Source organism: Autumnicola patrickiae, from assembly GCF_031846525.1.
Lineage (GTDB): Bacteria > Bacteroidota > Bacteroidia > Flavobacteriales > Flavobacteriaceae > Autumnicola > Autumnicola patrickiae.
In genome coordinates, this window is sequence record NZ_JAVRHM010000028.1 from 1 (window position 1) to 23,318 (window position 23,318).

Below are 23,318 nucleotides of genomic sequence, written 5' to 3' on the forward strand. Positions count from 1 at the left end.
GGAATTATGTAAAGCTTTACATAAAGCACATAACCATCCATCGGGAACCCTTCAGCCCAGTCAACCCGATAAACTGCTGACTGAAAAGATTAAAAAAGCCGGGGAACTTTTTGATATAAAAGTTTTGGATCACATCATTCTAACACCCGAAGGAGATTATTTCAGTTTTGCCGATGATGGGATATTATAACCATAAATAATTAGATTTTAAAAACGGATTATGAAGTTCATGATCCGTTTTTGATTTTACGAAATTCTCAAACATTTGCTCATTTTTCTATAGTTAACTCCAAAGATTTTCTTTTCAAATCATAAAAAGCAGGATTCAGTTTTTAAACATTTAAAAGGCTATTAAATTCATTTTAATAGTCAAAATTTTTGTCCCTGCGGGACGAAAAGGTAGAGCAAGAGGGTAACGGGCAGAGCCACGTTAAGAATTACCTTTTAAAATACAAACTACTGTTTATTAGCTATTTAAATAATTTTATTCAAAGGCGAAAATTAAAAAGAAGCTGTTTTATTACTAAAAACCCTTGAAACCCATTGAAAAATGGTAGAAATTTTACTAAAAAATGGATGAAGAATATAAAAAAGAGAAGTTCGAGACTCTTAAGATCAAGACTTCAGTAGCCAAAAAATTTAGACGGTTCAGCCGGGCTTTATCTAAATCTCAATCAATGACACTGTCATCGATGGTCGATTTTTTTGAAATGAATAGTATTTCCCCCAATGAAATGATGGGTCCAAAAATGCAGACTCTGGAAAACCTTGTCAAAAAAAGAATAAATGCAGTAATCGCAATTTTGAAAGATATAGAGAAGAATAAAGTAAACCCCACTTTAGGCATTTTGGAATCTCTAATGGAAGCTGCAGATCCCAAAAATAACTACGAAAATCGAATAAGGGACTATGAGGAAGACGATACTCATCCCGATTTTTATAAATAAACCTGTTATGTATATCACTATCACACCTCAGAAACTGGGCGCAAATTATTCTCAAAGTGCCGCAGATTATGTCGATTACCTGGAAAAAGAGAATCAGCTTCCTGGTATAGAAGAAAAGGATCAGGAGCTTTTTTTCAATCAGGGGGAGGATGGAATTTCTCCGGAAATGGTTGTTAAGGAAATAGATGCCAATACTGCCAAACTGGAAAAGATGGAACCGAAATTTTATTCTATTACCGTAAACCCATCACAATATGAGTTGAAAAAACTACAAAATAGTTCTGAAGCTTTAAAACAATATACCAGAGCAATTATGAAAGATTATTCCTCCAGCTTTAATCGAGAGATTAATGGTAGACCAATTAATGTAAACGATATTAAATATTTCGCAAAGATAGAACACCACAGAGCATTTAAAGGCACCGATTACCAGGTAAGGGAAAATCAGCCTTTCGCCACAAAAATTCAGGTGATCAAAAATGAAATTCGGAAAATAGAACGTGGTGAAATGCAAGGCAGCATAAGATCCAGGGAACAACAGATTATTAATTTGGAAAGGGAAGCTCCCCACCAGCAAAACGGTCAACGTATTGTCCAGGGAATGCTTAAGGATGGAAACCAGAGCCATATTCATATTATTGTAAGCCGAAAGGATGTTTCCAATTCCCATAGCCTATCGCCCGGTAGTAAATACAAAGCTTCTGAGGTTGAACTGAATGGTAAACTGGTGAAAAGAGGATTTAACAGGGATGATTTTTTCAAAAAAGCGGAAAAGACATTTGATAAACAATTTCAGTATCAACGTAATTTTGTAGAAACTTACCAGGCCAGGAAAGATTTTATAAAGAGTCCGAAAACATATTTTTCTGCTATTATGGGATTGCCAGCATCTGATAAAGCTCTGGCAATAAAAATGCTTAGGGAAACCGGTATCCCCTTGCCGCCTGTAATTCCTCTTTCTAAAGCCCAGCTAAGCGTGAAACTGATAAAAACAATTCAAAAAGGCATCCTAACAGCTTCAAGATCTGCATCAATAGGAATTTAAATCAACCAGCTATGGAAGTCAATTTTCTAAATATTATCTTATGCATTGCAATCGGGAGCGGAATTTTCTTCCGAATGTATAAAATCACCCCTTATGCATTTCCTAAGAATCTACTTGTATGTGGTTTGTTCCTTTGGGCACTTTTACCGAATGATCCTTCATTAAAGGAAATAGCTAACATAACCCTTTACTTGGGATGTCCTCTTATTTTAAGCAATACGGTTCTTTATGTTTTTATACCCAAGAAAGAAATATCAAATACCGAAACTAAGTACCAGGTTCAATTTAAGACTGAGAGTGGATCCTTTAAAATCAATAATATTAAACGCGGAATTTCTGTAATTGGTGCTGCAGGTAGTGGGAAGACTGAAAGTGTGGTCTATAATCTTCTCCAACATTTTAGCCAAAATTCTTTCTGCGGACTTATACACGACTATAAAGATTTTGAGATTACAGAAATGGCCTATCCCCTATTTAAAAATCGAAATCTGGAGTTCTATATACTTTCTTTTGATAAAATAATTCATCGGGTAAATCCAATTGCACCGCGGTATATGGAGAATGAAGAAGATATTAATGAGGTTTCTCGTGTTTTGATTGAGAACCTGTTGGAACAAAAAGAATCGGGCGTGGTAGGCGTAGGAAAATTTTTTAATGATGCTGCGCAAGGACTAATCTCCGGATTAATATGGAAACTAAAAGTTTCATTTCCAGAATATTGTACCCTTCCCCACCTCATTGCGATTTATCAATATTTAGGCACCGATGAGCTTATTGGTTTTTTAAAATCAAATCAAACTTCACGGGCATTTGCAGATGCTTTTATTAGCGGGAAAGATTCCGAAAAACAAACTGCCGGGGTAAAGAGTACCCTTTCAACAGCTTTGATGAAAATTAGCAGTAAACGGATTTTTATGGCGTTGGCTGCAGATGATATTCCGCTAAATATTAATAATAAAGATAACCCTGCGATAATCTCACTTGTAAATAATCCCAAATACGATTCCTCCTATTCCCCGGTGATCGCTACGGTAATGCATACTATTGTAAAACAAATGAGCGTGAGGCACTCCAAATCATCTTTCCTACTTATTGAAGAAGCGCCAACTATAAGGTTATTAAATATGCATCGTATTCCAGCCACTCTTAGAAGTTATGATATAGCAACCGTATATGTGATGCAGGATAAGATTCAGAATGATATGATGTATGGAGACAAAGCCAGTAAGGCAATTTTAAGTAATCTTTCCTATCAGTTTTTCGGAAAAGTTAATGATCCAGACACCGCAAGGTTTTATGAACGCTTTTTCGAAATTATAAAAGATGAAACAAAAACAGTAATGCGGGGTACCGGTTTAGATTTCGATACTAAAATATCAACAGGAGAAAAAGAAATTTACAAAGTAAGAGCGAATGTGTTTTTTGGTTTAAAACAAGGCGAGTTTATCACATACGCCGATGGGAAGGATAAAAAAGTACAATTTAAGCAGCAGCTAATTGAAAGGGAACTGCCTGAAGTAGCGCAATTCTTTTCAGATGAAGAAATCAATGAAAATTATATAAAAATATATAGGGAGGTGCGTAATATCTGTAAGTCTTTTAAGGAAAAGAAAAAAAGTACGAAACCTGATAAAGCAGCCTCAAAAAATTAAAACAGCTTCCCTTGTTCCCCTGCACCATCATCTACTGGCTGAAGAAATTCTGCGGTATTGGTATCAATTCCCCGTTTATATAAATCCCTGCTTACCGGATGTGCTTTAAAAGGCTCTCGCATAAAACACGTAGCCAGCACTTCCTCAATTCCATTGTCGTTTAAATCGGGATCAAGCCACTCGCCTTCAAAATTAGCATCTACGGCCAATGGCATTCTTTTCTTCTTATTATGGATTTCAGCAAAAAAATCATTCGCCTCCCTTGTAATTAAACTTACTGTCCAATAATCCTCATCATATTTATTATAGATTCCTGCAAAGCTAAAGAGTTTACGGTCTTCCAAATAACAATAATATGGCGTAGCAGGCCCACTCATTTTTTCATAGTGAGGTTCAAAAAAACCATCTGCAAGTATTAAACAGCGACGTTCTCTGGAAGCCTCTTTATACATATTACTGGTTAATAGAGTTTCTGCTTTAGCATTAAGCGTATTATATTTTTTTCGGAATTTCAAAATGTCGTCTGCCCACGGCGCAAGAAGACCCCACTCCATCGGTAAAATAGTATCTGGTTCGTCCATGGGAATACAAAACATATTAGGATGAGTAAACCCCGACAAATGATACCAGGGCTCATAAACTTCTGGGTATCGCATAACCGCACCGGTATGTTTCTCAATTGATTTTAATTTTTTGGACAGGCTGGTTTCGTAACACATAATTTTAAATTTGGATTTAATCCTATTATATGGAATTTTACCTAATTTTGTTTTTCAATAATTAGCTAATGAAAATTTACAAAAAATATTCTTTACATAATTTACTTTTGCCTCTTTCTACCAATGGAATCTCTGCAGGTTTTCCTTCTCCGGCAGATGACCATTTAGAAGATATTATTGATCTTAACCAGCAACTAATCAAAAATAAAGAAGCCACATTCTTTGGCCGGGCTGAAGGCGATAGTATGATTGGGGCCGGAATTGGAAATGGTGATCTTCTGGTAATCGATAAAAGTTTAAGACCCCAAAATGATAACATCGCTGTATGTTTCTTAGATGGGGAATTTACCGTGAAACGGATTAAAATTGAAAAGGATATCATCTGGCTGGTGGCTGAAAATGAAAAATATCAACCCATTAAAGTCACTCCCCAAAATGATTTTGTGATATGGGGCATTGTTACGCATTGTATAAAAGACCTGTAATATGTTTGCCCTGGTAGATTGTAATAATTTTTATGCGAGTTGTGAGCGAGTTTTTGATCCTTCTTTACTTAATAAACCGGTGGTTGTACTATCTAATAATGATGGCTGTGTGATTGCGCGCAGTAATGAAGCCAAAGCATTGGGTATTCCAATGGGCGCACCGGCCTTTCAATTTGAAAAAGATTTTGAAGCTAAAGGAATTTCCGTTTTTTCCAGTAATTATTCCCTCTATGGAGATATGAGCGGACGGGTAATGAATATCCTTACCCAATTTACTCCTGAAATAGAAATATACTCCATAGACGAATCTTTTCTGAAGTTTAATGGCTTTGAATTATATGACCTTGAACGAATTGGAAAAGAAATGGTAGAACGTGTTCTAAGGCATACCGGAATTCCAATAAGTGTTGGCCTGGCTCCCACCAAAGCTCTGGCTAAAATCGCCAATAAAATCGCGAAGAAATTCGCCGATCGCACAGGCAGTGTATACGCCATAGATTCTGAAGAAAAGAAAGAAAAGGCATTACGTTGGACTAAAATTGGTGATGTATGGGGAATAGGACGACAGCATGAAAAACGATTATTAAATATCAATGTTAAAAATGCCTGGGAATTTATTCAGCTACCGAATGACTATGCTCAAAAACAGATGAGCGTTGTGGGCTTGCGGCTGAAACGGGATCTATCCGGGGAATCCACACTAGATTTTGAAGAAGTAAAGAATAAAAAAAATATTGCAGTTACCAGAAGCTTTGACAAGATGTATAGTAATTTTGATGATCTTAGGGAGCGGGTAGCGACTTATGCGGCCAAAGCTGCAGCAAAACTTCGTAAACAAGATTCAAATTGTACTTTATTGTATGTGTTTTTAATTACCAACCCTTTTAGAACCGACTTGAAGCAGTATCGTGCCAATATGATGGTGAAACTATCCTCACCTACCAATTCCACTATGGTGTTAACCAAGGCTGCTTTATATGGTCTTAAAAAGATTTTCAAACCTGGTTACCAATACAAAAAAGCCGGAGTAATTATTATGGGAATTTCTCCTGCTTCTGAACGGCAACTTTCCTTATTTTCTGAAGAAGATCCCCGACATCAGTTGCTTATGAAAACCATAGACCAACTAAACAAAGTGGAGAACGGAAAAGTGAAATTTGCCGGAATGGATCTTGGCCGCACCTGGAAGATGAAACAGGAAAGATTGTCAAATCGATACACCAGCAGGATTGATGAAATTATTAAGATTAAGTGCACGTAAAAAAAGAGAAGCTTTCATTCTGGAATTTTATCAGAACATTTTTTTGAACTAAAAATATTATAAAGAGTTTAATATCATATCTTTAAAAGAATGAAAACGCTTTGCTTAATATTTTTATTTATACCCTTTTACTTGTTAGGACAAGAAGAGGTTTATTACTCTCCTCTTACTGAAACTTACCCTAATATCTACAGGTCAGAATTTAAATTGGTTGACCGGAGAATCGTTTTTGAACCCAATGATGTAACTATTGTAACCGAAACAAACCAAGGCAAGGATATAGAAGTTTTAAATATCCAGGAAACCCAAGTTTTAGAGGACAGACTTACACTAATTTGTGAAAACAGAAGTAAACGTAAAATAACAATTGTATTTCCTAAAGAACAGGAGGAATTTTTGTACATAGATTATTATTACCGCTCCCCTTCCACTAATGAAGAAATACAGATAAGATTACACGTTGAAGAAATGCAAACTGGCCAGGGAGAACCTATAAAAATTAAAGTTGGGTAAGAATAACAAGTAATGATAAATTTCTGATATTTTCTAAAAGTGAAATGGCCGAAAAATATCATTATGAATTCCTGAACTAAATGAAATCAAATATGGAGTGGTTATTTAGTTTTTTCGAAGTTTTGAATAAGTGATGAGACGAAAACACCTCCAGCTCCCGTTGCTAACCACCCCCATATTCCTATTGCCCCTCCCATAGTAGCGATTCCTATACCTCCCGTACCTAGTACGGTTAATCCAAAAGCGGCGCCTAATAAACCGCCCAAAAGAAGCTTAGAATCCCTTGATCTATCACTCCAAAGAATTTTTTTAATCTTCCTCCGCTTTTCATTTAAATTGGAATTAGATTCCTGGACGGCTTGAACCTCCTTTAAAAAATGAAAAATTTTTGATCTTTTTTCATAATTTAAATTAGCTAAATATTTTATTGCTTTTGATAAGTAATCTTTACTTGGGTTACTTGTAGTCTAAAAAGGTGAATAAGCATTGTTCTCTTGTTTTAAATTTTGATTATTATAATCAGGTAAATAATCTCTATAATCTAATCTTAAATTGACTTTTACATATTTAAGATCATCCGATTTGCCTTCAAATTTTAAAATTTCAGCTAATTCCTTTTTATAACTTTCTAAAGCTGTTCTTAAATGCTTTCTTTTATCGTATTCATTATGATAAACAGAAATTTCGTCCTGATACCTGGTAAGTAAAGTTTGATATTCTAAATATTCATTTCTATACTTGTCAAGGTTATCGTTATATTCATTCTGTTTTGCTTCATTTTTCTTTTTACTTTTATTATATATTTTAAATGCTTTTCTGTATTGATATCCAAGACTAACAACGGCAATTATTGAGGCTAGAATTAAAGTGGCAATATGAAAAATATCCTGTAGAAACCACATTAATATAAAATATAATGGAATAGATATTAATACTACAGTAATAATAAATTCTGCAAGATTGAAAAATTTAGGCTTCTTTATATCAGCCATATAAGGCTTTTTTGGCTCTTTAGGCTCCTTGGGTTTAACTGGCTGGCGTATGTAAATTTTCTCTTCAGTAGATTTTATGCTGTCTACAATTTTTTTTGCTTTATCTTTTAACTCCTGTTCTCGAAATGCTTTGCTCATAAAACTTAGAATACATTACATCCTTGTATAAATAATCTTCCCGGCTCCACCATATCTTTGAATTTTCCCGAAAACCCCGTCATAATTCTTTTTACCTTTTCCGAAATTTCTTTTTATTGCCTTTCCGGTCTTATTTTTAGCTCCTATTATTTTATCTCCTCCTAATCTTCGGCGAATCAAAGTGCTTATTAAACCAAACTCCAGGGCAGTAAGTTTAGAAGTACCCCTCTTCTCAATACCATTCTTTTCTAATTCATAGAATAATACTGACCTTGGAATATTAATTCGGTTTGAAATATCCGATATACTCATATCCTTTAATTCTAAAAGAACCTGATCCACATCTTTTTTTGGTTTACTTTCATTCTGGGGTTTAGCCTGTTTGGGTTTAGGGATCTTCTTCTTTTCTACCGGCTTTTTTAATTTTACACTTGCCTGCGGGATGGGCTTTTGGGTAGACTCGATCTTATATTTAACTAAATGTAAGGCAATCAGGGATAAGCCTGCTTTTCGCATCTGCTCATTCCTGTATTGCTGCTCTACCATATCCTTCAAAGAATTCAATTCATCCTCTGAAAATGATTTCCTTTCAAAAAATACATCTATCTCCGGAAACTGTTGAGGTAATGATTTGACTCGGACATTTCCAGCCTTAGGAGACTTTATATTTCCTGAAGCTTTGGATATGGTTTTGTTCTTTCGACGCTTCTTACTTTTTAGTAAAACCCGTTTTCTTTTTTGTTTTCCATCTGTTTTTTTATCAGCAGAATTAAAATAGGAGCTAAAGTCTATTCCAAAATTTCTTAGATACGGAGAAACCGTAGAAATCACCTCATTTTTAATTGCAGGGTTTTTATATTTAGAATTGATGGCTGCTGATAATTCCTTTAGATTTTCATCTGAAAAATTATTCCTTGTCAAAAACTCTTCTATTTCCGGAAGCTCCCTTTTCATCCCATCAAGATTTCATTTTGAATTTCATCCATATCCTTGGCCACTAACATCTTACTTCCCAAACTGCTAAAGTGTTTTTTACCACAGGCTATTTTAGCCGACTCCTTAGGCCTTAGGTCCAGTAATGAAGAGGAACCTTTGGTTTCCACTACAAAGAATAACCTTTCTTCGTGTTCATCTTGATAAAGAATAGCCCAGTCGGGATTGTAAGTGCCTAAGGGAGTACTGATTTTAAACCAATTAGGTAACTTAGCATATACAGGAATGTTCTCGCTTTCTTCAAATTTTTCCGCTAAGGTCGATTCTACCTTAGAATCATAGACCACATATTCATAAGGGCTTTTATGACTTTCTTTTAGGTTATTTTTTAAATACCCGAATAACTCCTCGTTCTCAAATAATTCCTGACTGTAAAATTCTCCGTCATCAATTTTCTTGTATTGAATCCCGTCGATTATATGAAGCCGCATCTGGTTGTTCAGGATATCAATAGCTGCCTCTATAAATTTCTGCGGATTAACCTTAAAGTACTGTAGCTTGTTAATGCCGGTTAGAATCTTAACTATCGTTTTTCTGGTAAGGTTTGTTTCATTCTGAAGATAACTCACAATATCAGGAAGACTCTCCACAGGACTGGTTAGACTGTAGGAACTGGTACTGGCATCTTCTCCTGCCTGCACTCCGCCAATATTCATACTAACCGAAGTTTTGGTATAATGTATCTTTCCTCTGTTGATCTTCAAATTAGAATTAATGGCTTCAATACATTTTCTAATCAATTCTTCTGAATCAAAATTTACTGAAAAAGTGGTTTTGTATTTTACTTTCTCCCATAGCTGTTTGAATTCAGGACTGTTTAAAACCTGGCGATTAACCTTTACTCTTTTCTTATCTGAATTATCCTTAATTTCAAGTTTACCTGCTGCATTTTTCAGAAAATTCACAATCTGATTGGCAACGTGCTTTTCCTTGGTGAATTCTTCAGGTAATTGAACCGAATCCTCTTTTAAGTGTGCTCTCAAAAGGTCCTGGACCTTTCCGCGATTATCGATATACCCTTGATCTTCCAGGTGAGCATACAATTCCTTAGACTTGCTATCTCCTAAATAATGGGTTTTCTCATCTTCGATAGCCAGAACCACATTGGCAAAACTATGTGCCTCCACGATACCGAATTTAACTCCGGTCTCATTTTCTATTTCTTTTTGCAGATTATCAGCAAACTCTGAATAGGATTCAGTGGCCATAACGGTTAAGGTGTTCACCTGGTGCCCGTACACTCGTTCTCCCTCCTGATTCACACAAAGCCTTAGTCCTCGACCAATTTCCTGTCTCCTTCTTATTTCTGAATTCCCTATATCTTTTAAAGTACAAATCTGGAAAACATTGGGGTTATCCCAACCTTCCTTTAAAGCGGAGTGACTAAAGATGAATTTCAGCTTTTTCTTAGGATCCTTTCCATCGTAAAAAGAAAGTAAGGTTTCCTTATCCCGCATAATGGTATTGTAGGTGTCCTCATCGGCGTTGGTTGTACCGGAGGTATCCTTAAAATACTCGAACTTATCTTTCTTATTGCTCTTTTTTCCTTTTTTATCTATGGAAAAATAGCCGTTATGAACCTGGCTGGCTTCTAACTCATAGTCAGTTATCTCACCAAAAAGACTATTATACTTTGGCTTTTGAATGAGCTTTTTATATTCCTGTTCAAAAATTTGTGCATAAACCCCGGCTTGCTCATTTCCTTCCTCATCATATTGCCTGTACTTACCAACACTATCGATAAAGAACAAACTAAGCACCTTAATTCCCTGGGGATTCAGAATTAATTCTTTGTCCAGGTGTTCCTCTATGGTTTTACTAATTAATGCAGTTTTCAGCTGCAGATCATCAACTTTACCCAGAGTATCACCAAGCCTGAGTATTTCCTCTCTGCTGGTGAAATCTAAGTACTCTTCTCCCTTAACCGCGTGAATATCATTAACTATAAAACCTTCATATTCGGTTCTACCGGTTAATTCTTCCAGGTCAGTATTCTGACTGATATTATTTTTAACTTTTCGCTTTATTTTCCCGCGTTCCAACACATCCAGCTCTAAACTGGCTAACGGATATCCCTTGGAAACTTTGATATCTACAAGCTTTAAATAGGCCTGGCTATACAATCCTTCAGAAAGTACTGAACCTACCTCAATCTGTTTTACCAGTTTTTTATCGTAAGCATCAACAGCATCGAGTTTATACATAAGGTTTATTTTCTCCTTATGCGTTGCCGAATAGCGTATGATGGCCAGGGGATTTAAATTCTTCACCGCTTTTTTAGCAAGCGGAGTGCTCATAGTACTTTGCGGTTCATCTATAAATACGATAGGATTTGTATTTGTAATGAGATCCAGTGGCTTATAACCTAACCTGTCATTATATCGGTGAATAATATTCGATTTTTTTTTGTGGTCTTCAGGATTCTGAAAACTTTTTTTAAATGCATCGATGTTAATGACCATAATTTCAAGAGTATCATTAACAGCAAAATCCCTAACCGGGCTTAAATCCCCACTGTTATAAACAAAGAAATTATAGTTGATGTTGTTGTAATGTTCCTTAAAATGTTCCCTGGTAATTTCTAAAGATTTATTGACTCCCTCCTTGATAGGGATGGACGGCACTACAATAATATGTTTTGAAAAACCATATTTCTCATAAAGCTCCATAATAGTGCGTAGGTAAACATAGGTTTTCCCTGTTCCGGTTTCCATCTCAATGGTGAAATCCAGGTGTTTTCTATCTACATCATTCCTTGTACTTGGTTGCAAGCCATTGGCTAACTGTATTTGCTGTACATTTTCAAGTAATTTCCCATCCGTAAGCATAAGGCGGTTCCCGTAGCCAATATCCTCATAACTTATATTTTGCTGTTTTTCGATATACTCTGGGGAGTACACACTAAAATTAGTGTTGCAGGTTTCCTGCCCCTGGAAAATATCTACTATCGCATTTATGGCATCCTGCTGATAATCTAAACTGCTGTCGAATTTTATCTTCATAGCCATTAAATACTTTTTACTTCCTCAATCCCATACCCCTTAAGGATCTGGCTGCAATTGGTTTTTTCTACATCATTAAATCCTGAATCCTTAAAAATCACCCTGCAGGTAGCAGGCTGTAAGTCTTCCTTCCATTTCCCGATTCCTTCTGCAACTTGGGTGGTGATCTTATCTGAGAGACAAATAAAGACTGCTCCCATTCCTACATTAAATACCCGCTGGCCGGCGATCTCTTTTTCTTCGATGGGAAGGTTTAAATCCAGCCCATACTTTAGAAGAATCTCATACATCACATCCTCATCACCACGGTCTGTTTTGATGTTTTCCTGGGCATCGAATAAACTTTGTTCAAGATTTGACGGATCTCCATCCCAGGCTTTGATATTTGAACTATCCAGCTTAAAAACCTTAAACCCAAGATCCAGCTCCTTGGCTTTCTCAGGGTTTTCTTCTGCTATTTTTTTAGCTGCCCGGCGGATACGTTCTTTACCGATATCTGTTAATGTTTTATAACCTGATTTATAAGCTAGACTCTTTTCATCTGTAGATTCAGGGAGTTGTACTTGAATATGTCTTCGGTTTCCATATCTTTCAGCATTTAAATCCATTACAGCATGTGCTGTAGAGGCTGATCCTGAAAAAAAATCTACAATTATATCAGTATCTTTTGTATGCAAACTAAAGATATCCTTAAGCATTTCTATTGGCTTCGGATTTTCAAAGACAAGAGTGCCAAATTCTTCTTTAACCCACCGGGTATCCACTGAATTATCGTAATACATAAAACTATCAGGAACGGTGTAATCTTCTCCAGTTATATAGACTTTAAGACGTGGTGGCGTCTCAGGATCTCCGTAATAAATTAATCCATCTTTTTGTAATTGTTGAAGATCTTCATAAGACTTACCCCAACCTCTCGGAGGTATAGGACATTCATTATTAGTTTCAGGATTAATTATAGTGTAGGATTTATTTCCACCTTCCCGTGATAAATTATCATCCATAAAAACTCCCTTATCATCAATTTTATTCCACCTACTTAAATGGGCGTATTTGGGCCTTTTATATAATTCTTTAACCTCTGCCAATATTTCATCGTCCCCCAGATTAGTATTTTTCAATTTCTTGACTAATCTATTTACATCATCGGATCCTTTTTTCTTCAATCTCCATTTTACCTCCTTAAGAGCTTCCTTTTGTTTACAGAAACAAACGATGTATTCTGTAGAAATTCCTACTAATTTTGATTGATTTTTATTGGAATTATTTTTATGCAATAAAAATGCTATAAAATTTTCTTCTCCAAAAATTTCCTTCCCCAGTTTTATTAAGTTATCAAACTCATTGTCATCAATACTCATAAAAATAACTCCATCCTCCTTTAATAAATTTCTACCCAATTTTAAACGAGGGTACATCATATTAAGCCAATTTGAATGATACCTCCCACCACTTTCGGTATTCGTGCTTAATCTGTTTCCTTGGCTATCTATCTGGCCGGTTAATTCCCGGTAATTTTTAAGGTTATCCTTATAATTATCTTTATACACAAAATCACTCCCTGTGTTGTAAGGTGGATCGATATAAATCAATTTCACTTTACCTGCATAGCTTTTTTGCATCAGCTTAAGCACCTCCAGGTTATCTCCTTCGATATATAAATTCTGGGTGTTATCCCAATCCACACTTTCGTCCTTGGCCGGCCTTAAAGTTCCTGTGCTTGGTTTATGCGCCTCGCGTCTTGCCTTAGATTTTCCTGCCCAGCTGAGCCGGTAATATTCGTCTTCCTCCTCAACTTCTTCTCCCAGGATCTCCTGTAATACCTTAAAGTCTATTTTTCCCTCAGTGGTAATTTCAGGAAACAGGGACTTTAGCTTTTCAATATTTTCTTCTACCAGGTCTTTGCTTTTGCTTAAAACATCCCCGGTTTCTATCTTATCTATGCTCATTATGCACTTAATTTGTTCTTTAATTTTTCTATTTCCTTGCGGTGCTTTTGAAGGGCTACGTTCAAATTTACCTTTTCATTGATCTTATTCTCCCTGGAAATCTTATTTGCCAAGCCTTCAATTTTATTTTCCAGGCTTTCAATTTCCTGTAAAGCCTCCATATCCTTACTGGTCTGGGTATGATGTTTCTTTGTGAAACTCCCGGTATGCTGCGCTGCTTTAAATCGCGTTAGCGCCTCAACATAGCTGCTATAGGTGGTTTCTAAATTGGTCTTATCCAACTCAGAAAAGGCTAAAGCCTTAAAAAGGGCCTCTGTTATTTCATTCTTATAAAGCTTATTAATAGCCGGGCTGCTAAAATAACTCTGGATGGTTCTCTTTTGAACCTCCCGCTGGTTGATTAATTTTTCAGCAGAATTAAAAATAAACTCCTGTTTATCTTCAATGATCAGTAATACCTGGTAGGGTAAATACTTCTGGATTAATTCTATGGCTTTTTGAGCATTATCCTGGAGGGAGGATTTAAGGCTACAACTAATAATTTGCACCTCCTCAAAACTTTTAGTTTCTGAAACCTTTGCCGGAATATTAATATTCTGTGGTCTTAAACTGGCGAGCCATAACATTCCTTCAATCTCCTGATTTAAAAACCGCTTTTCAGCAGCCGATAGCTTGAAGTGCTTTAGGAAAAACGCCTTTGGCAGTTTTTTATGTAATAAGGCAGCCTCTGGGATTTGAAGTATTTTATTATAGTTTATTTCCAAGGCTACTTGATTATTAAATAACTTACCAATTCAATTTTATCATTCTGGTTTATAGAATCACTAAGAAGACTGGTACCCCCCGGACTTGCAAGTGAGTCAAGCCCTACTTCTTCCTGTACCCCTACCACATTTTGAATAGCTGTTTGAAGTAACTTTACGTAGTCTTTCATTTTCTTATTATTCGCGGTCTCTTTCTCAAATTCCTCGACTAACCCCGGCAATATTTTATCATTCCCCATACAAAGCTTTCTGAAATAATCAAGGGCAATTTTTGTATGGGATGCCCCAACCGTTTCATTTCCGTCTCCGCTCAGATAAACCAGGAAATAAGGATAAAGAATATTGTTTTTTAGTCTCAGGTTATTCATTGGTCCGGTTTCCTTTAAGCAGAAAATCACTCCCGGTTTAACCTGTTCCAGGTTGGAAGCTACAAGGGCGTAAGAAGCCGGTGGAATTTCCTCAAGTTCCTCTAGTTCTGCATCGGTACTTTTTTCCAGGTCAATTTTAAAATCATTAAAGGTCATATCGGTAATAGAAATATTCCCCTGAACATCTTCCAGGTCCAGTACCTGGTTTTGAAGTTGTTTTAATTGTCGTTTACGGTAGTCAAGGTCCTGCATTTCCCTGCTGTTTCTGGAAATAATATTGTCTTCCCCGGTGGCTGAAACATCCAGCATTACCATTCTTCCCTGAACCTTTCCTACAAGATCAATAAAGCTATCCAGCTCCATACTTGGGAAGAAGTTCACCAGTTGAATTCTGGCGTTGGTTGAACCAATTCGATCTATCCTTCCAAACCTTTGAATAATTCTAACAGGGTTCCAGTGAATATCATAGTTGATGAGGTAATCACAATCCTGTAAATTCTGTCCTTCTGAAATACAATCGGTACAGAATAGTATATCTATTTGGTTTTTCTCATCTGGAAAGACATTTTCCCTTTTTTTGGAATGGGGAGAAAAATTGGTTAAAACAGTATTCAGTTCGGCCCTGCACCCGGGCATATTGGTAGTATTGGTTCCACTTCCGGTAACTAAAGCACTGTATAATTTGTGTTCCTGGTAAAGCCAGTCCCGTAGATTGTTATACAGGTAGTTGGCGGTATCAGAAAAAGCAGTGAAAATTAAGATCTTCTTATTATTCGGATTAATAGGTTTTCTAACCTTCTCGTCCAAAATATTCTTAAGAGTCTTAAGTTTCGCATCACGCGGCACATCTATAAGTTGGATATTTTGCATCAACCTTTGCAGTACCTCTCTATCCTGTTTTAGGTCTTGTTTCCATTTGATGATATCGATGTCCTGGATAAGTACTTTTGTTTTCCCCCCAACCAGGTAATCTTCAAGATCGGTATCATCCAGGTCAATATCGGTAATATTCAAATCGAGCTCAAAAGCTCCACTTTTATGATTCTCAATCAAACGTAGGTTATCTTCTATAAGAGAAAGCAGCTTCCCCACCGTTAGCTTAAACGAATGAATTGAACTTTCCAGGCGTTTGAGAAGGTTCACCCGCATCAGGTAAATTAAACTTTGATCCCTGTCAACCTGTTTAAAAATACTACCTGACTTGGTAGTCATATCATACTTCTCCTCGTAATGTTCCCGCTTGTCAGATCGAACATACGCAAGCGGAGTATAGGAAGCCAGGGTAAGGGTGGTGATCTCATCATAGATTTCAGAAATATCCTTGAATTTGTTCTGAGTATCTATCTCCGGAGTAATCGTTATTGGAGTTAAGCGTTCCGGAAACTTTCCGATATCGGTAGTATCGTAATACTTCTCAATATGCTTTCGGGAACGCGCTATAGTTAGCATATCCAGAATTTTAAAATACCCCCCGTCAAGGTGTAACATTAGATCATTTACATCAAGATCGTCCGGGTCCCCATCCCTGAACCACTGGGTAAATTTCCGTTGGGCATCTTTCATCACCTGGGAAACAGAATTTATTCCTTCTGAAAGAAAAGCTTCATCATCTCCCTCAGTAATGAAAGCGATCTGATTTTTCAAATCGTTCATCCTGTTATTAACTGGCGTAGCTGAAAGCATTAATACTTTGGTTCTGATGTTGTTTTTAATAACATCATCCATCAACCTTTGATAACGGGTAATGGTATCCCTGCGGTTAGGATTATTACGGAAATTGTGGGACTCATCAATTACGACCAAATCGTAATTTCCCCAGTTGATCAATTCCAGGTCAATATCTCCAGACATTCCTCGTTCCCGGGAAAGATCAGTATGATTAAGTACATTATAATTTAACCGGTCTTCCTCCAGAATGTTCCATTTATAGTTTTGCTTGTATCCGGTCCAGTTTTCCCTTAATTTCTTTGGTGCTAAAACTAATATTCGCTCATTCCGAAGCTGGTAGTATTTCATCACCGCCAAAGCTTCAAAGGTTTTCCCTAATCCAACACTATCGGCTATAATACAGCCCCCGTAGGTTTCAATTTTTTCAATAGCTCCTATAACCGCATCTTTCTGGAAATTGTAAAGTAAATTCCAAACCTTGGAATCTTTAAAACCTACCTTCTGCAGCTTTTCATCCGCCCGTTCATTAATCGTGGAATACTGGAAGATCTCCCGCATGGAATATTTGTAAAGAGCTTCCCCACTAATGCTGTTGACCCCTTTAGAAAGTCTATCAATAATGTGATCGTTTATAAACCTTTTGCTGTTTTCCCAGTTAGTTTTAAATAAGTTAAGCCACTGGTTATTTTGATCTTCTGAAGCATTGATGAATACAGATTCTTCAGTAGCAATTTTCCCTAAACTAACACTGTCAAAGTTTAGAGGTGTTAATTGAAAGCATACGGTCTTATCGGTATTCTCAATAATCAAAATATGCTGGTTCCCGGTTTTGCCTTCCCGAATCTCAATCTTATCTTCAATCAATCCCAACACCTGCCGGATTCTATATTTTCTATCCAGCTTTAAGTTGAGCCTATTTTCCTCCGGACTATTGATGAAAATAAAGTCATCTTCAGTTTCATCCTTAGGTAGTTTAAGCAGAATTTTACACTGCCGTGCTTCTTTCAGTTGCGGCAGAAGATCGTAGAGCGCGTAAGCTGTGAAGTAATTGCAACTTATATAAATTGAGGATTCAGAATTCAGCAACTTATTAATTTCCTCAAAAAGAAGAACATCCTGGTTGTTTACAAGCATATTGGAGTAGGTTAGTTAACACGTTTTGCTTGTAGGGATACAAAACGAAGATCAACTGTAAAGCTAAATATTTTAACACTAATAAAAAAATGTTAAAATCACCCCTGTTTTGTAGGAAAAATATTCTTAATATTGATAGAAGATATTCACCAATAATTAATTCCATAAACTCAAATCATGAAAAAAATTACATTAATCGCAATTGCATTTCTCTTTACCTCATTTTCCTTTGGCCAAACCTTAATTGCCAAAACTGAAGATGGAAGACGAGTTATCCTTAATGAAAATAAAACATGGGAATTTATAGATCAGGAACCAAAAGCAAATTCCACAGCAGATTCTGATTTTCCTGACTGCAACCTACCTGCAGATTTTGAAGAAGCAGAAGGAAATAAAAAAATTAAAGGTTGGTTAAAAAGATCGGATGCCACACTTGAAGATTTAAAAGATCATGTAGCGGTAGATAATAACTGCTCTGTCGATGATATTTTAATAACAAGCGCTTCAGAACAAAAGGGTAACGGTAACTATGTGTTGTGTGTAGACGGAAAAGAAATGCGATATCGAAGAACAGGAAGTGTTTTTCATAGGCAGGGAGTAAATCCACTTGGAAATTACTAACAGAAAATCAGATCCGAAATAAAGCTCGCTCTCTCAGGTACTGAGGGAGGGAGTTTCAATAAATTTGAAAAACAAGTTCCAACTAGCTCCAACTGGTTTTTAATAACCCATCGGTTCACGTAAAAAAACCATGCCAACAAAAAAGTTATAGTTAGGACCAGAAAATCTAGAAAATTCATTTTCCTACCACGACTAACCTGGCTAAATCAAGTAAAGACTAACAGGTATGCAACCTTTTATAGATAAATCTCAGAGATAATTTACAATGAACTTCCAGCATCAAATCGATGAAATGACTAATCAGGTCCTAAAGCAAATGGAAAAATCCCCATTTCTAAATAGAACTAATGAAGATAGGCTTAAAGCAAAAGGAAATATTTATTTCATTTATTCCGATGGTGAATTAAAATATATTGGCCAGAGGCAGGCAAAAGGCATAAAAACCCGACTCGATCAACATCTATTTGGTAAATCCTATTCAGTAAATGAACGAAACATTCAGAATGGAACTGTATCCAAATGGCACCTGGTCAAAATTGAATTGGAAAACGAAAAAGAAATAACCTTCAAAGCAGTGACAGTAGAACCGGATAACCTTAGAACTACCATAGAATTAGAATTGATTTCTCGTTTAAGACCTGAATGGAATATCCAGGGAAAATCCCGCTTATCATAATTTTTTAGCCTAATTAAAACAACAGCCGCAAAATTAATTGAAGCACCTAATCAACCAACAAATGTTCAGAGAAGAATTTATTGACTTAAACCGTTTTGCGAATTTAAAATGGCAGGAAAAATTTGCCATTAATAGTAAGCCTGAACCCAATCCTTATTACCTGGGCTTTGGGAATCCCAATGCTGATATTTTAATAATTGGGCAGGAAATGGCAATTGATCCAATAAAAAAACCTGAAGCCCTGGAAATGGAATCTTTTAGGAATACAGAACATTGGAATCATATAATTGAAGAAAAAATTACGGATCCTGATTATTCCTTCAGTGGCAAAAATGGTTTTAAAAATCCCCGAAGACCCTATACAGGAAAAGCTAAAGGTACCTGGAAATCCTATGAGGATATTATTCAAAAAAGCACTGGGCAAAAATTTGAAAAAAATCTGGAATTCTTCGAGCATTGTTTCATCACGGAGATAAACACGGCGGTTTCCAAAAGACAAAAAGGCTATTTAAACTCTGAAGAGAGAAATTCCATAATAACACACGAATTCTATAAGTCTTTTTCCACTGTAATATTAGCAACAGGATCTTATCTTAGAAAAAAGGAAATTAATGAATTATTTGAGGTTCACCATTCCGTAAATGATTCAGCCTCCAAACCTTATAAACGTTTAGAAGTTTATTACAGTCAGAATAAAAAACGCACCTTGATAAATACTCGGCAGCTTAGCAATTTCAGATTCACTGCTGAGGAAAGAAATGAGTACTTTCAAAGAATTGCCGATAAAATAAATTAAAAGGAAAATCTGATTTTGAAAGAAATTGCATTCCAACCTGTAAGGCAATATAAAAGTATGCGGGTTGCGACCATTCCGAATTGAAATAGACGACCCAAAAAATTACCTCAACAATTGGGAGGTTTTTGAATAGTATTTTATGGAGGAAAAAATTCTGAAAAGACTTCTGAAAAGAGGTGAAACTGACTTTATGATCTTTAGAGGGGATTTACCTTTTACAGGGGAATTTAAGCCGGCCTATGAAAATTTAAAAAAATTAAAGCTCATTGAGACCAGAAGTGTAAATAATGAATCAAAAGTAAGTTTAACAATAGATGGCCTGGATGCAAATAAAAAAGGTCTTAAAAATTGGGTAGAAGAAAAGGTTTATACAGAAATAAAAAATCGGGAATTTGTTCTAACTAAAGAAACCACAGCCTTAGAGCTTGGAGTATTAAGAGATTTAGAAGACAAGGGTTTTGTTTATGAATATGATAAAAGAAAGTATAAAGTAACTTCAAATAAGCCTTTAAACCTAAAGAAGGAAAAGATACCTCAACAAACTCCAAAAATTGAAAAACCAAATAAGCCTAAAAGAAAAATCAACTGGAATAAAATTTTTCAGACCCTCGGTTATTTTCTAACATTAGCAGTTGCTTTACTTGGAATTATTGAATATAAATTTCACTATGTAAGTACGTTTTGGGAATGGATAATAGAAAATATCTAAAAATTTTAATGCCGTGCCGAAATCATTAAGGCAAACCCCTGCGCTTAATCTCCTTTAACCAGGCCTCAAAAGCATCCCAGTGCGAAACATTCCATTGTGCACTCAGGTAGTACTTCCCGCCATAAACATCCTTGTAATATCTGTTATAGCCTTTGTGATCAGCGCGGCCCTGGGTAATATTTCTTAAAACAGGGTACCCGGCATTAAAGACCCTTTTGGAATAATCGGGACTTTGCAAAGACTGAATATCATTAGGGTTTAGCTTATTTTCGGCGAATAACTCTCTAAAACTCTTTTGTACATATTCCCCGATTTTAAGTCCGTCTTTCGTTCTTTTTGAATCCAGGTTATCGGCACTGTTCCGGGAAGTATGTATCACTGTTGAATGAGAACTTTCAAAATCCTGGAAAGAGCTTCCCTTGGAATTAATCTCAAACTCATACTCCTCCAAGACCTTTGCTACCACCACGGGATCATAAAATTCACTGAGTTTTTCTCTTACCCAATCTGAAATTTCATCCTTGAAACCGGGATCATTTATCCTGTTTTCAATTGCTTTTTTCTTTTGCTCTTTTTCTAATTTATTTAAGCCCTTCTGAATATAGGAATTAACGGACTCCCGAATATTTTCAGATTTTTTAAAAGTCCGAACAAAGTCTTCTCCTTTTTCAGAGGATTTTCTTAGTGGAACTTCTTCAACAAGGTAGATTTCATTCACCGATGATTCTGGCATTTCTGTATATATTTTAAACTTATCCCCTACAAGAATTCCTACAGGAGTCCGGAGCATCCTCATATACGATGCAAGCTGACTTCTATGGCCCGAAAAATTTAAATCTGCAGTGGGTTTCTTTATTTCAATAACACATACCGGTTCAGCATTACCATTCCGAATTATGATATCCGGGCACATACGATTGGCAGCCCCAAATTGAATAGATTCCCTAACAGAAAGTTCTTTTTTATACTGGCTCCACCCTAATTTCTCAAAGACTCTTATAACCTTGTTTTCGTAAATCTGTTCAGAAACATTGGAAGGAATTGTTTCAGTTAAAATAAAACATAATTCTTCCCACAAGTCCTTATCCATAATTTCTGGTCTTATTTGGTGAAAGATTATTAAATCCCATATATTTCGACAATTTTTCCTTTCTCATTAAACTTATACCGCACCTCGCTACGAGTTGATTTTTGATTCTTGCTTTCGCGAAGCGTATAATTATAATCTGTATGAAGAATATAATTGAACTTATTCAATCTCTCAATTTCAAGTATCCGGTTGGAAGCACTCAGAATAATATCCCAGGAATCGGTATACTGCTTGTATAGTTCCTCTTTGGTGGGATAAGATACATTCCAGTACCTTTTCATATTAGGACTGAAATATGAGCTGATTTCCTCAAAATTTCTTCGTTCCTCGGCATCGAGCAAACCTCTTATTTTACTTGAATAATCTATTTTTTCTTCTACTTCAGCCTTAGTAGAAGCGGTAGGAATGCTCTCAGATTCACCTGGAGTTGAAGCTAACCTGGTTTCGGCTTCCGTTAGCGGTATATCCCTGTAAAGTTGTACCAGGTTTTTTACCGGTACTCCAAAACTAAATCCTTGATAATCTCTTGTCTTAGCAAAGTTTACCGCAATCAAATCCCCCCAGGAGTTAAAAATGGGGCTACCGCTTGAACCTCCGAGAGTTGGAATAGAATATAAAATCCTATCTGAATCCGGATCCTGGCTAACATTACCTGTTGTGAATTGCGATTTAACCCCCTCCTTGGTTTGAGCAAGATTCACCCCCTGATTATATCCTATCATATAAATATCCTCGCTCATTTTTACCTGCGGTAGCTCCTCCGGTGACGGAAGTTTAAAAAAACTGGTGATTTCTGCAGGCGTTCGTTTATTCTTCAATTGGATAATAGCAAGGTCTATTTCTTCCCTTTCCGATTTTCTGATCGGCACACAACTTATATAATCATCATCATTCTCAACAAAGGTATTGTCATAGGCAATTGCGAGGTCCACCTGAACAAGTTCAATTTTAGAAGCTCTTTCATTAAATTCAAGTTTTGGAAAAACCTCTTCTATCACTTTATTTTCTTCCTTTAATTTCTCGTATTCTTCCTCTAATTCACTGCGTTCACCATAATCCAGGTAATCAAAAAATTCATTGTAATAGCTGGAAAGTTTTTCCATTCGCTCCGTATTTGATGAATAGTCAGCTTTCATCTCATTTTTAAGATTGACGATATAATCATCAATAAGTTGGAAAACCCGAAAATCTCCTTCCGGATAGACTACATGTCTGTTTGTAGCAATCTTCCCTTCGGAATCGATAAAAAATCCCGAGCCATAGGCGATCATTGAATTATCCCTGGCTTCCTCTTCGTCCATAAAAAGTTCAATCCCCTCTGGGCCTTCCGTGAAGTAAAATTCCAAATCATTATCAAGAATGGCTTTATGGTAATATTCATTCTTAATTAAAACTACACTCCCTCTGTATTTTTCATATAATTCATCAGGAGACGGCGGTTTTTTTTCACAGGAAACCAGAAAAAAAACCATTGTAAAAAACAATAGTGTATTTCTCATATGATAAAATTTTTAAAGAATAGTGTAGGGTATCCCTATAAAAGTACTAATTTTTTCTTAAAAACTGAATAGGTATTCTTCAAAAGGAAATCCGGATCCTAAAATCCTCAAACTGGAAGAAGTCTTTCTGAACTCAATTCAGATTCAAGATGAAACACCGCAGTCATCCCCACAGTTTATCCCGAATTCACTCAATTTATTAATGTCATTCCCGTGAAGGCGGGGATCTCAACCCACCCCCAAAGCTCTTACTCACCGCAAAGACCCCGACAAAAAACCTCCAAAACTTTTTCTTAA

At 36.2% G+C, this 23,318-nt stretch carries 21 protein-coding genes; 11 read left to right on the forward strand and 10 right to left on the reverse strand.

Annotated elements, in window-relative coordinates; all coding sequences use genetic code 11:
- The 4 genes from RM549_RS17335 to RM549_RS17350 form a co-directional block, all read left to right on the forward strand.
- Nucleotides 1-190: JAB domain-containing protein (locus RM549_RS17335; protein ID WP_311687123.1), on the forward strand; the 190-nt coding region annotated here is incomplete at its 5' end.
- 382 nt (nucleotides 191-572) lie between these two features.
- Nucleotides 573-947, forward strand: coding sequence for a BfmA/BtgA family mobilization protein (locus RM549_RS17340; RefSeq protein WP_311687125.1), 375 nt, complete (start codon nucleotides 573-575; stop codon nucleotides 945-947).
- 7 nt (nucleotides 948-954) lie between these two features.
- Entirely contained in the window at nucleotides 955-1,992 is a 1,038-nt protein-coding gene (mobB, locus tag RM549_RS17345) for a MobB family relaxase (RefSeq protein WP_311687127.1), read from the forward strand.
- Between the two features lie 11 nt (nucleotides 1,993-2,003).
- Nucleotides 2,004-3,644: a type IV secretory system conjugative DNA transfer family protein gene (locus RM549_RS17350; protein ID WP_311687129.1), complete on the forward strand. Its 1,641-nt coding sequence runs from the start codon at nucleotides 2,004-2,006 to the stop codon at nucleotides 3,642-3,644.
- Here RM549_RS17350 and RM549_RS17355 read toward each other — a convergent pair.
- Nucleotides 3,641-4,363 carry an SOS response-associated peptidase gene (locus RM549_RS17355; protein ID WP_311687131.1) on the reverse strand — a complete coding sequence of 241 codons (723 nt, stop codon included), beginning with the start codon at nucleotides 4,361-4,363 and terminating at the stop codon, nucleotides 3,641-3,643. The two genes, RM549_RS17350 and RM549_RS17355, sit on opposite strands and share 4 nt — an antisense overlap.
- Nucleotides 4,364-4,431: 68 nt before the next feature.
- Between RM549_RS17355 and RM549_RS17360 the strand changes: the two genes are divergently transcribed.
- The 3 genes from RM549_RS17360 (at nucleotide 4,432) to RM549_RS17370 (ending at nucleotide 6,622) form a co-directional block, all read left to right on the forward strand.
- Nucleotides 4,432-4,848 (forward strand): LexA family protein, encoded by a 417-nt coding sequence (locus RM549_RS17360; protein WP_311687133.1) that lies wholly within the window; start codon nucleotides 4,432-4,434, stop codon nucleotides 4,846-4,848.
- Between the two features lies 1 nt (nucleotide 4,849).
- Complete coding sequence (locus RM549_RS17365; RefSeq protein ID WP_311687135.1) at nucleotides 4,850-6,109, forward strand: Y-family DNA polymerase; 1,260 nt, start codon at nucleotides 4,850-4,852, stop codon at nucleotides 6,107-6,109.
- Between the two features lie 132 nt (nucleotides 6,110-6,241).
- Nucleotides 6,242-6,622, forward strand: coding sequence for a hypothetical protein (locus tag RM549_RS17370; RefSeq protein WP_311687137.1), 381 nt, complete (start codon nucleotides 6,242-6,244; stop codon nucleotides 6,620-6,622).
- Between the two features lie 101 nt (nucleotides 6,623-6,723).
- Here RM549_RS17370 and RM549_RS17375 read toward each other — a convergent pair whose 3' ends face one another.
- From RM549_RS17375 to RM549_RS17405, 7 genes are all read right to left on the reverse strand, one after another.
- The gene (locus tag RM549_RS17375; protein ID WP_311687139.1) at nucleotides 6,724-6,888 is read right to left on the reverse strand and encodes a hypothetical protein; all 165 of its coding nucleotides are present in this window, start codon (nucleotides 6,886-6,888) and stop codon (nucleotides 6,724-6,726) included.
- 201 nt (nucleotides 6,889-7,089) lie between these two features.
- Nucleotides 7,090-7,752, reverse strand: coding sequence for a hypothetical protein (locus tag RM549_RS17380; RefSeq protein WP_311687141.1), 663 nt, complete (start codon nucleotides 7,750-7,752; stop codon nucleotides 7,090-7,092).
- A 15-nt stretch (nucleotides 7,753-7,767) separates the two neighbouring features.
- Nucleotides 7,768-8,706: a hypothetical protein gene (locus tag RM549_RS17385; protein ID WP_311687143.1), complete on the reverse strand. Its 939-nt coding sequence runs from the start codon at nucleotides 8,704-8,706 to the stop codon at nucleotides 7,768-7,770.
- Nucleotides 8,703-11,753: a type III restriction-modification system endonuclease gene (locus tag RM549_RS17390; protein WP_311687145.1), complete on the reverse strand. Its 3,051-nt coding sequence runs from the start codon at nucleotides 11,751-11,753 to the stop codon at nucleotides 8,703-8,705. The genes RM549_RS17385 and RM549_RS17390 overlap by 4 nt, the downstream gene beginning before the upstream one ends.
- Nucleotides 11,753-13,696 (reverse strand): site-specific DNA-methyltransferase, encoded by a 1,944-nt coding sequence (locus tag RM549_RS17395; protein ID WP_311687147.1) that lies wholly within the window; start codon nucleotides 13,694-13,696, stop codon nucleotides 11,753-11,755. Before RM549_RS17395 ends, RM549_RS17390 begins: the two co-directional genes overlap by 1 nt.
- Entirely contained in the window at nucleotides 13,696-14,460 is a 765-nt protein-coding gene (locus tag RM549_RS17400) for a DUF4391 domain-containing protein (RefSeq protein ID WP_311687149.1), read from the reverse strand. The genes RM549_RS17395 and RM549_RS17400 overlap by 1 nt, the downstream gene beginning before the upstream one ends.
- A gap of 2 nt (nucleotides 14,461-14,462) precedes the next feature.
- The gene (locus RM549_RS17405) at nucleotides 14,463-17,630 is read right to left on the reverse strand and encodes a helicase-related protein (protein ID WP_311687151.1); all 3,168 of its coding nucleotides are present in this window, start codon (nucleotides 17,628-17,630) and stop codon (nucleotides 14,463-14,465) included.
- 177 nt (nucleotides 17,631-17,807) lie between these two features.
- On the opposite strand from RM549_RS17405, the gene RM549_RS17410 reads away from it, so the two are divergent.
- The 4 genes from RM549_RS17410 (at nucleotide 17,808) to RM549_RS17425 (ending at nucleotide 20,432) form a co-directional block, all read left to right on the forward strand.
- On the forward strand, nucleotides 17,808-18,251 hold the full coding sequence (locus RM549_RS17410) for a hypothetical protein (protein ID WP_311687153.1): 444 nt from the start codon (nucleotides 17,808-17,810) through the stop codon (nucleotides 18,249-18,251).
- A 292-nt stretch (nucleotides 18,252-18,543) separates the two neighbouring features.
- A complete protein-coding gene (locus tag RM549_RS17415) occupies nucleotides 18,544-18,927 on the forward strand; it encodes a GIY-YIG nuclease family protein (protein WP_311687155.1) in 384 nt (127 codons plus the stop codon).
- A gap of 61 nt (nucleotides 18,928-18,988) precedes the next feature.
- A complete protein-coding gene (locus tag RM549_RS17420) occupies nucleotides 18,989-19,723 on the forward strand; it encodes a hypothetical protein (RefSeq protein ID WP_311687157.1) in 735 nt (244 codons plus the stop codon).
- A 139-nt stretch (nucleotides 19,724-19,862) separates the two neighbouring features.
- A complete protein-coding gene (locus RM549_RS17425; RefSeq protein WP_311687158.1) occupies nucleotides 19,863-20,432 on the forward strand; it encodes a hypothetical protein in 570 nt (189 codons plus the stop codon).
- 25 nt (nucleotides 20,433-20,457) lie between these two features.
- On the opposite strand, the gene RM549_RS17430 is transcribed toward RM549_RS17425, so the two are convergent.
- Nucleotides 20,458-21,522, reverse strand: a complete 1,065-nt coding sequence (locus RM549_RS17430) for a type I restriction enzyme HsdR N-terminal domain-containing protein (protein WP_311687159.1) — start codon at nucleotides 21,520-21,522, stop codon at nucleotides 20,458-20,460.
- A 29-nt stretch (nucleotides 21,523-21,551) separates the two neighbouring features.
- Entirely contained in the window at nucleotides 21,552-23,021 is a 1,470-nt protein-coding gene (locus RM549_RS17435; RefSeq protein ID WP_311687161.1) for a S1 family peptidase, read from the reverse strand.
- Between the last annotated feature and the right edge of the window lie 297 nt (nucleotides 23,022-23,318).

Coding starts and splice junctions, on each gene's coding strand:
- RM549_RS17340 (WP_311687125.1), top strand. CDS start 573: ATGGATGAAGAATATAAAAAAGAGAAGTTCGAGACTCTTAAGATCAAG.
- mobB (WP_311687127.1), top strand. CDS start 955: ATGTATATCACTATCACACCTCAGAAACTGGGCGCAAATTATTCTCAA.
- RM549_RS17350 (WP_311687129.1), top strand. CDS start 2,004: ATGGAAGTCAATTTTCTAAATATTATCTTATGCATTGCAATCGGGAGC.
- RM549_RS17355 (WP_311687131.1), bottom strand. CDS start 4,363: ATGTGTTACGAAACCAGCCTGTCCAAAAAATTAAAATCAATTGAGAAA.
- RM549_RS17360 (WP_311687133.1), top strand. CDS start 4,432: ATGAAAATTTACAAAAAATATTCTTTACATAATTTACTTTTGCCTCTT.
- RM549_RS17365 (WP_311687135.1), top strand. CDS start 4,850: ATGTTTGCCCTGGTAGATTGTAATAATTTTTATGCGAGTTGTGAGCGA.
- RM549_RS17380 (WP_311687141.1), bottom strand. CDS start 7,752: ATGAGCAAAGCATTTCGAGAACAGGAGTTAAAAGATAAAGCAAAAAAA.
- RM549_RS17385 (WP_311687143.1), bottom strand. CDS start 8,706: ATGAAAAGGGAGCTTCCGGAAATAGAAGAGTTTTTGACAAGGAATAAT.
- RM549_RS17390 (WP_311687145.1), bottom strand. CDS start 11,753: ATGGCTATGAAGATAAAATTCGACAGCAGTTTAGATTATCAGCAGGAT.
- RM549_RS17395 (WP_311687147.1), bottom strand. CDS start 13,696: ATGAGCATAGATAAGATAGAAACCGGGGATGTTTTAAGCAAAAGCAAA.
- RM549_RS17405 (WP_311687151.1), bottom strand. CDS start 17,630: ATGCTTGTAAACAACCAGGATGTTCTTCTTTTTGAGGAAATTAATAAG.
- RM549_RS17410 (WP_311687153.1), top strand. CDS start 17,808: ATGAAAAAAATTACATTAATCGCAATTGCATTTCTCTTTACCTCATTT.
- RM549_RS17415 (WP_311687155.1), top strand. CDS start 18,544: ATGACTAATCAGGTCCTAAAGCAAATGGAAAAATCCCCATTTCTAAAT.
- RM549_RS17420 (WP_311687157.1), top strand. CDS start 18,989: ATGTTCAGAGAAGAATTTATTGACTTAAACCGTTTTGCGAATTTAAAA.
- RM549_RS17425 (WP_311687158.1), top strand. CDS start 19,863: ATGGAGGAAAAAATTCTGAAAAGACTTCTGAAAAGAGGTGAAACTGAC.
- RM549_RS17430 (WP_311687159.1), bottom strand. CDS start 21,522: ATGGATAAGGACTTGTGGGAAGAATTATGTTTTATTTTAACTGAAACA.
- RM549_RS17435 (WP_311687161.1), bottom strand. CDS start 23,021: ATGAGAAATACACTATTGTTTTTTACAATGGTTTTTTTTCTGGTTTCC.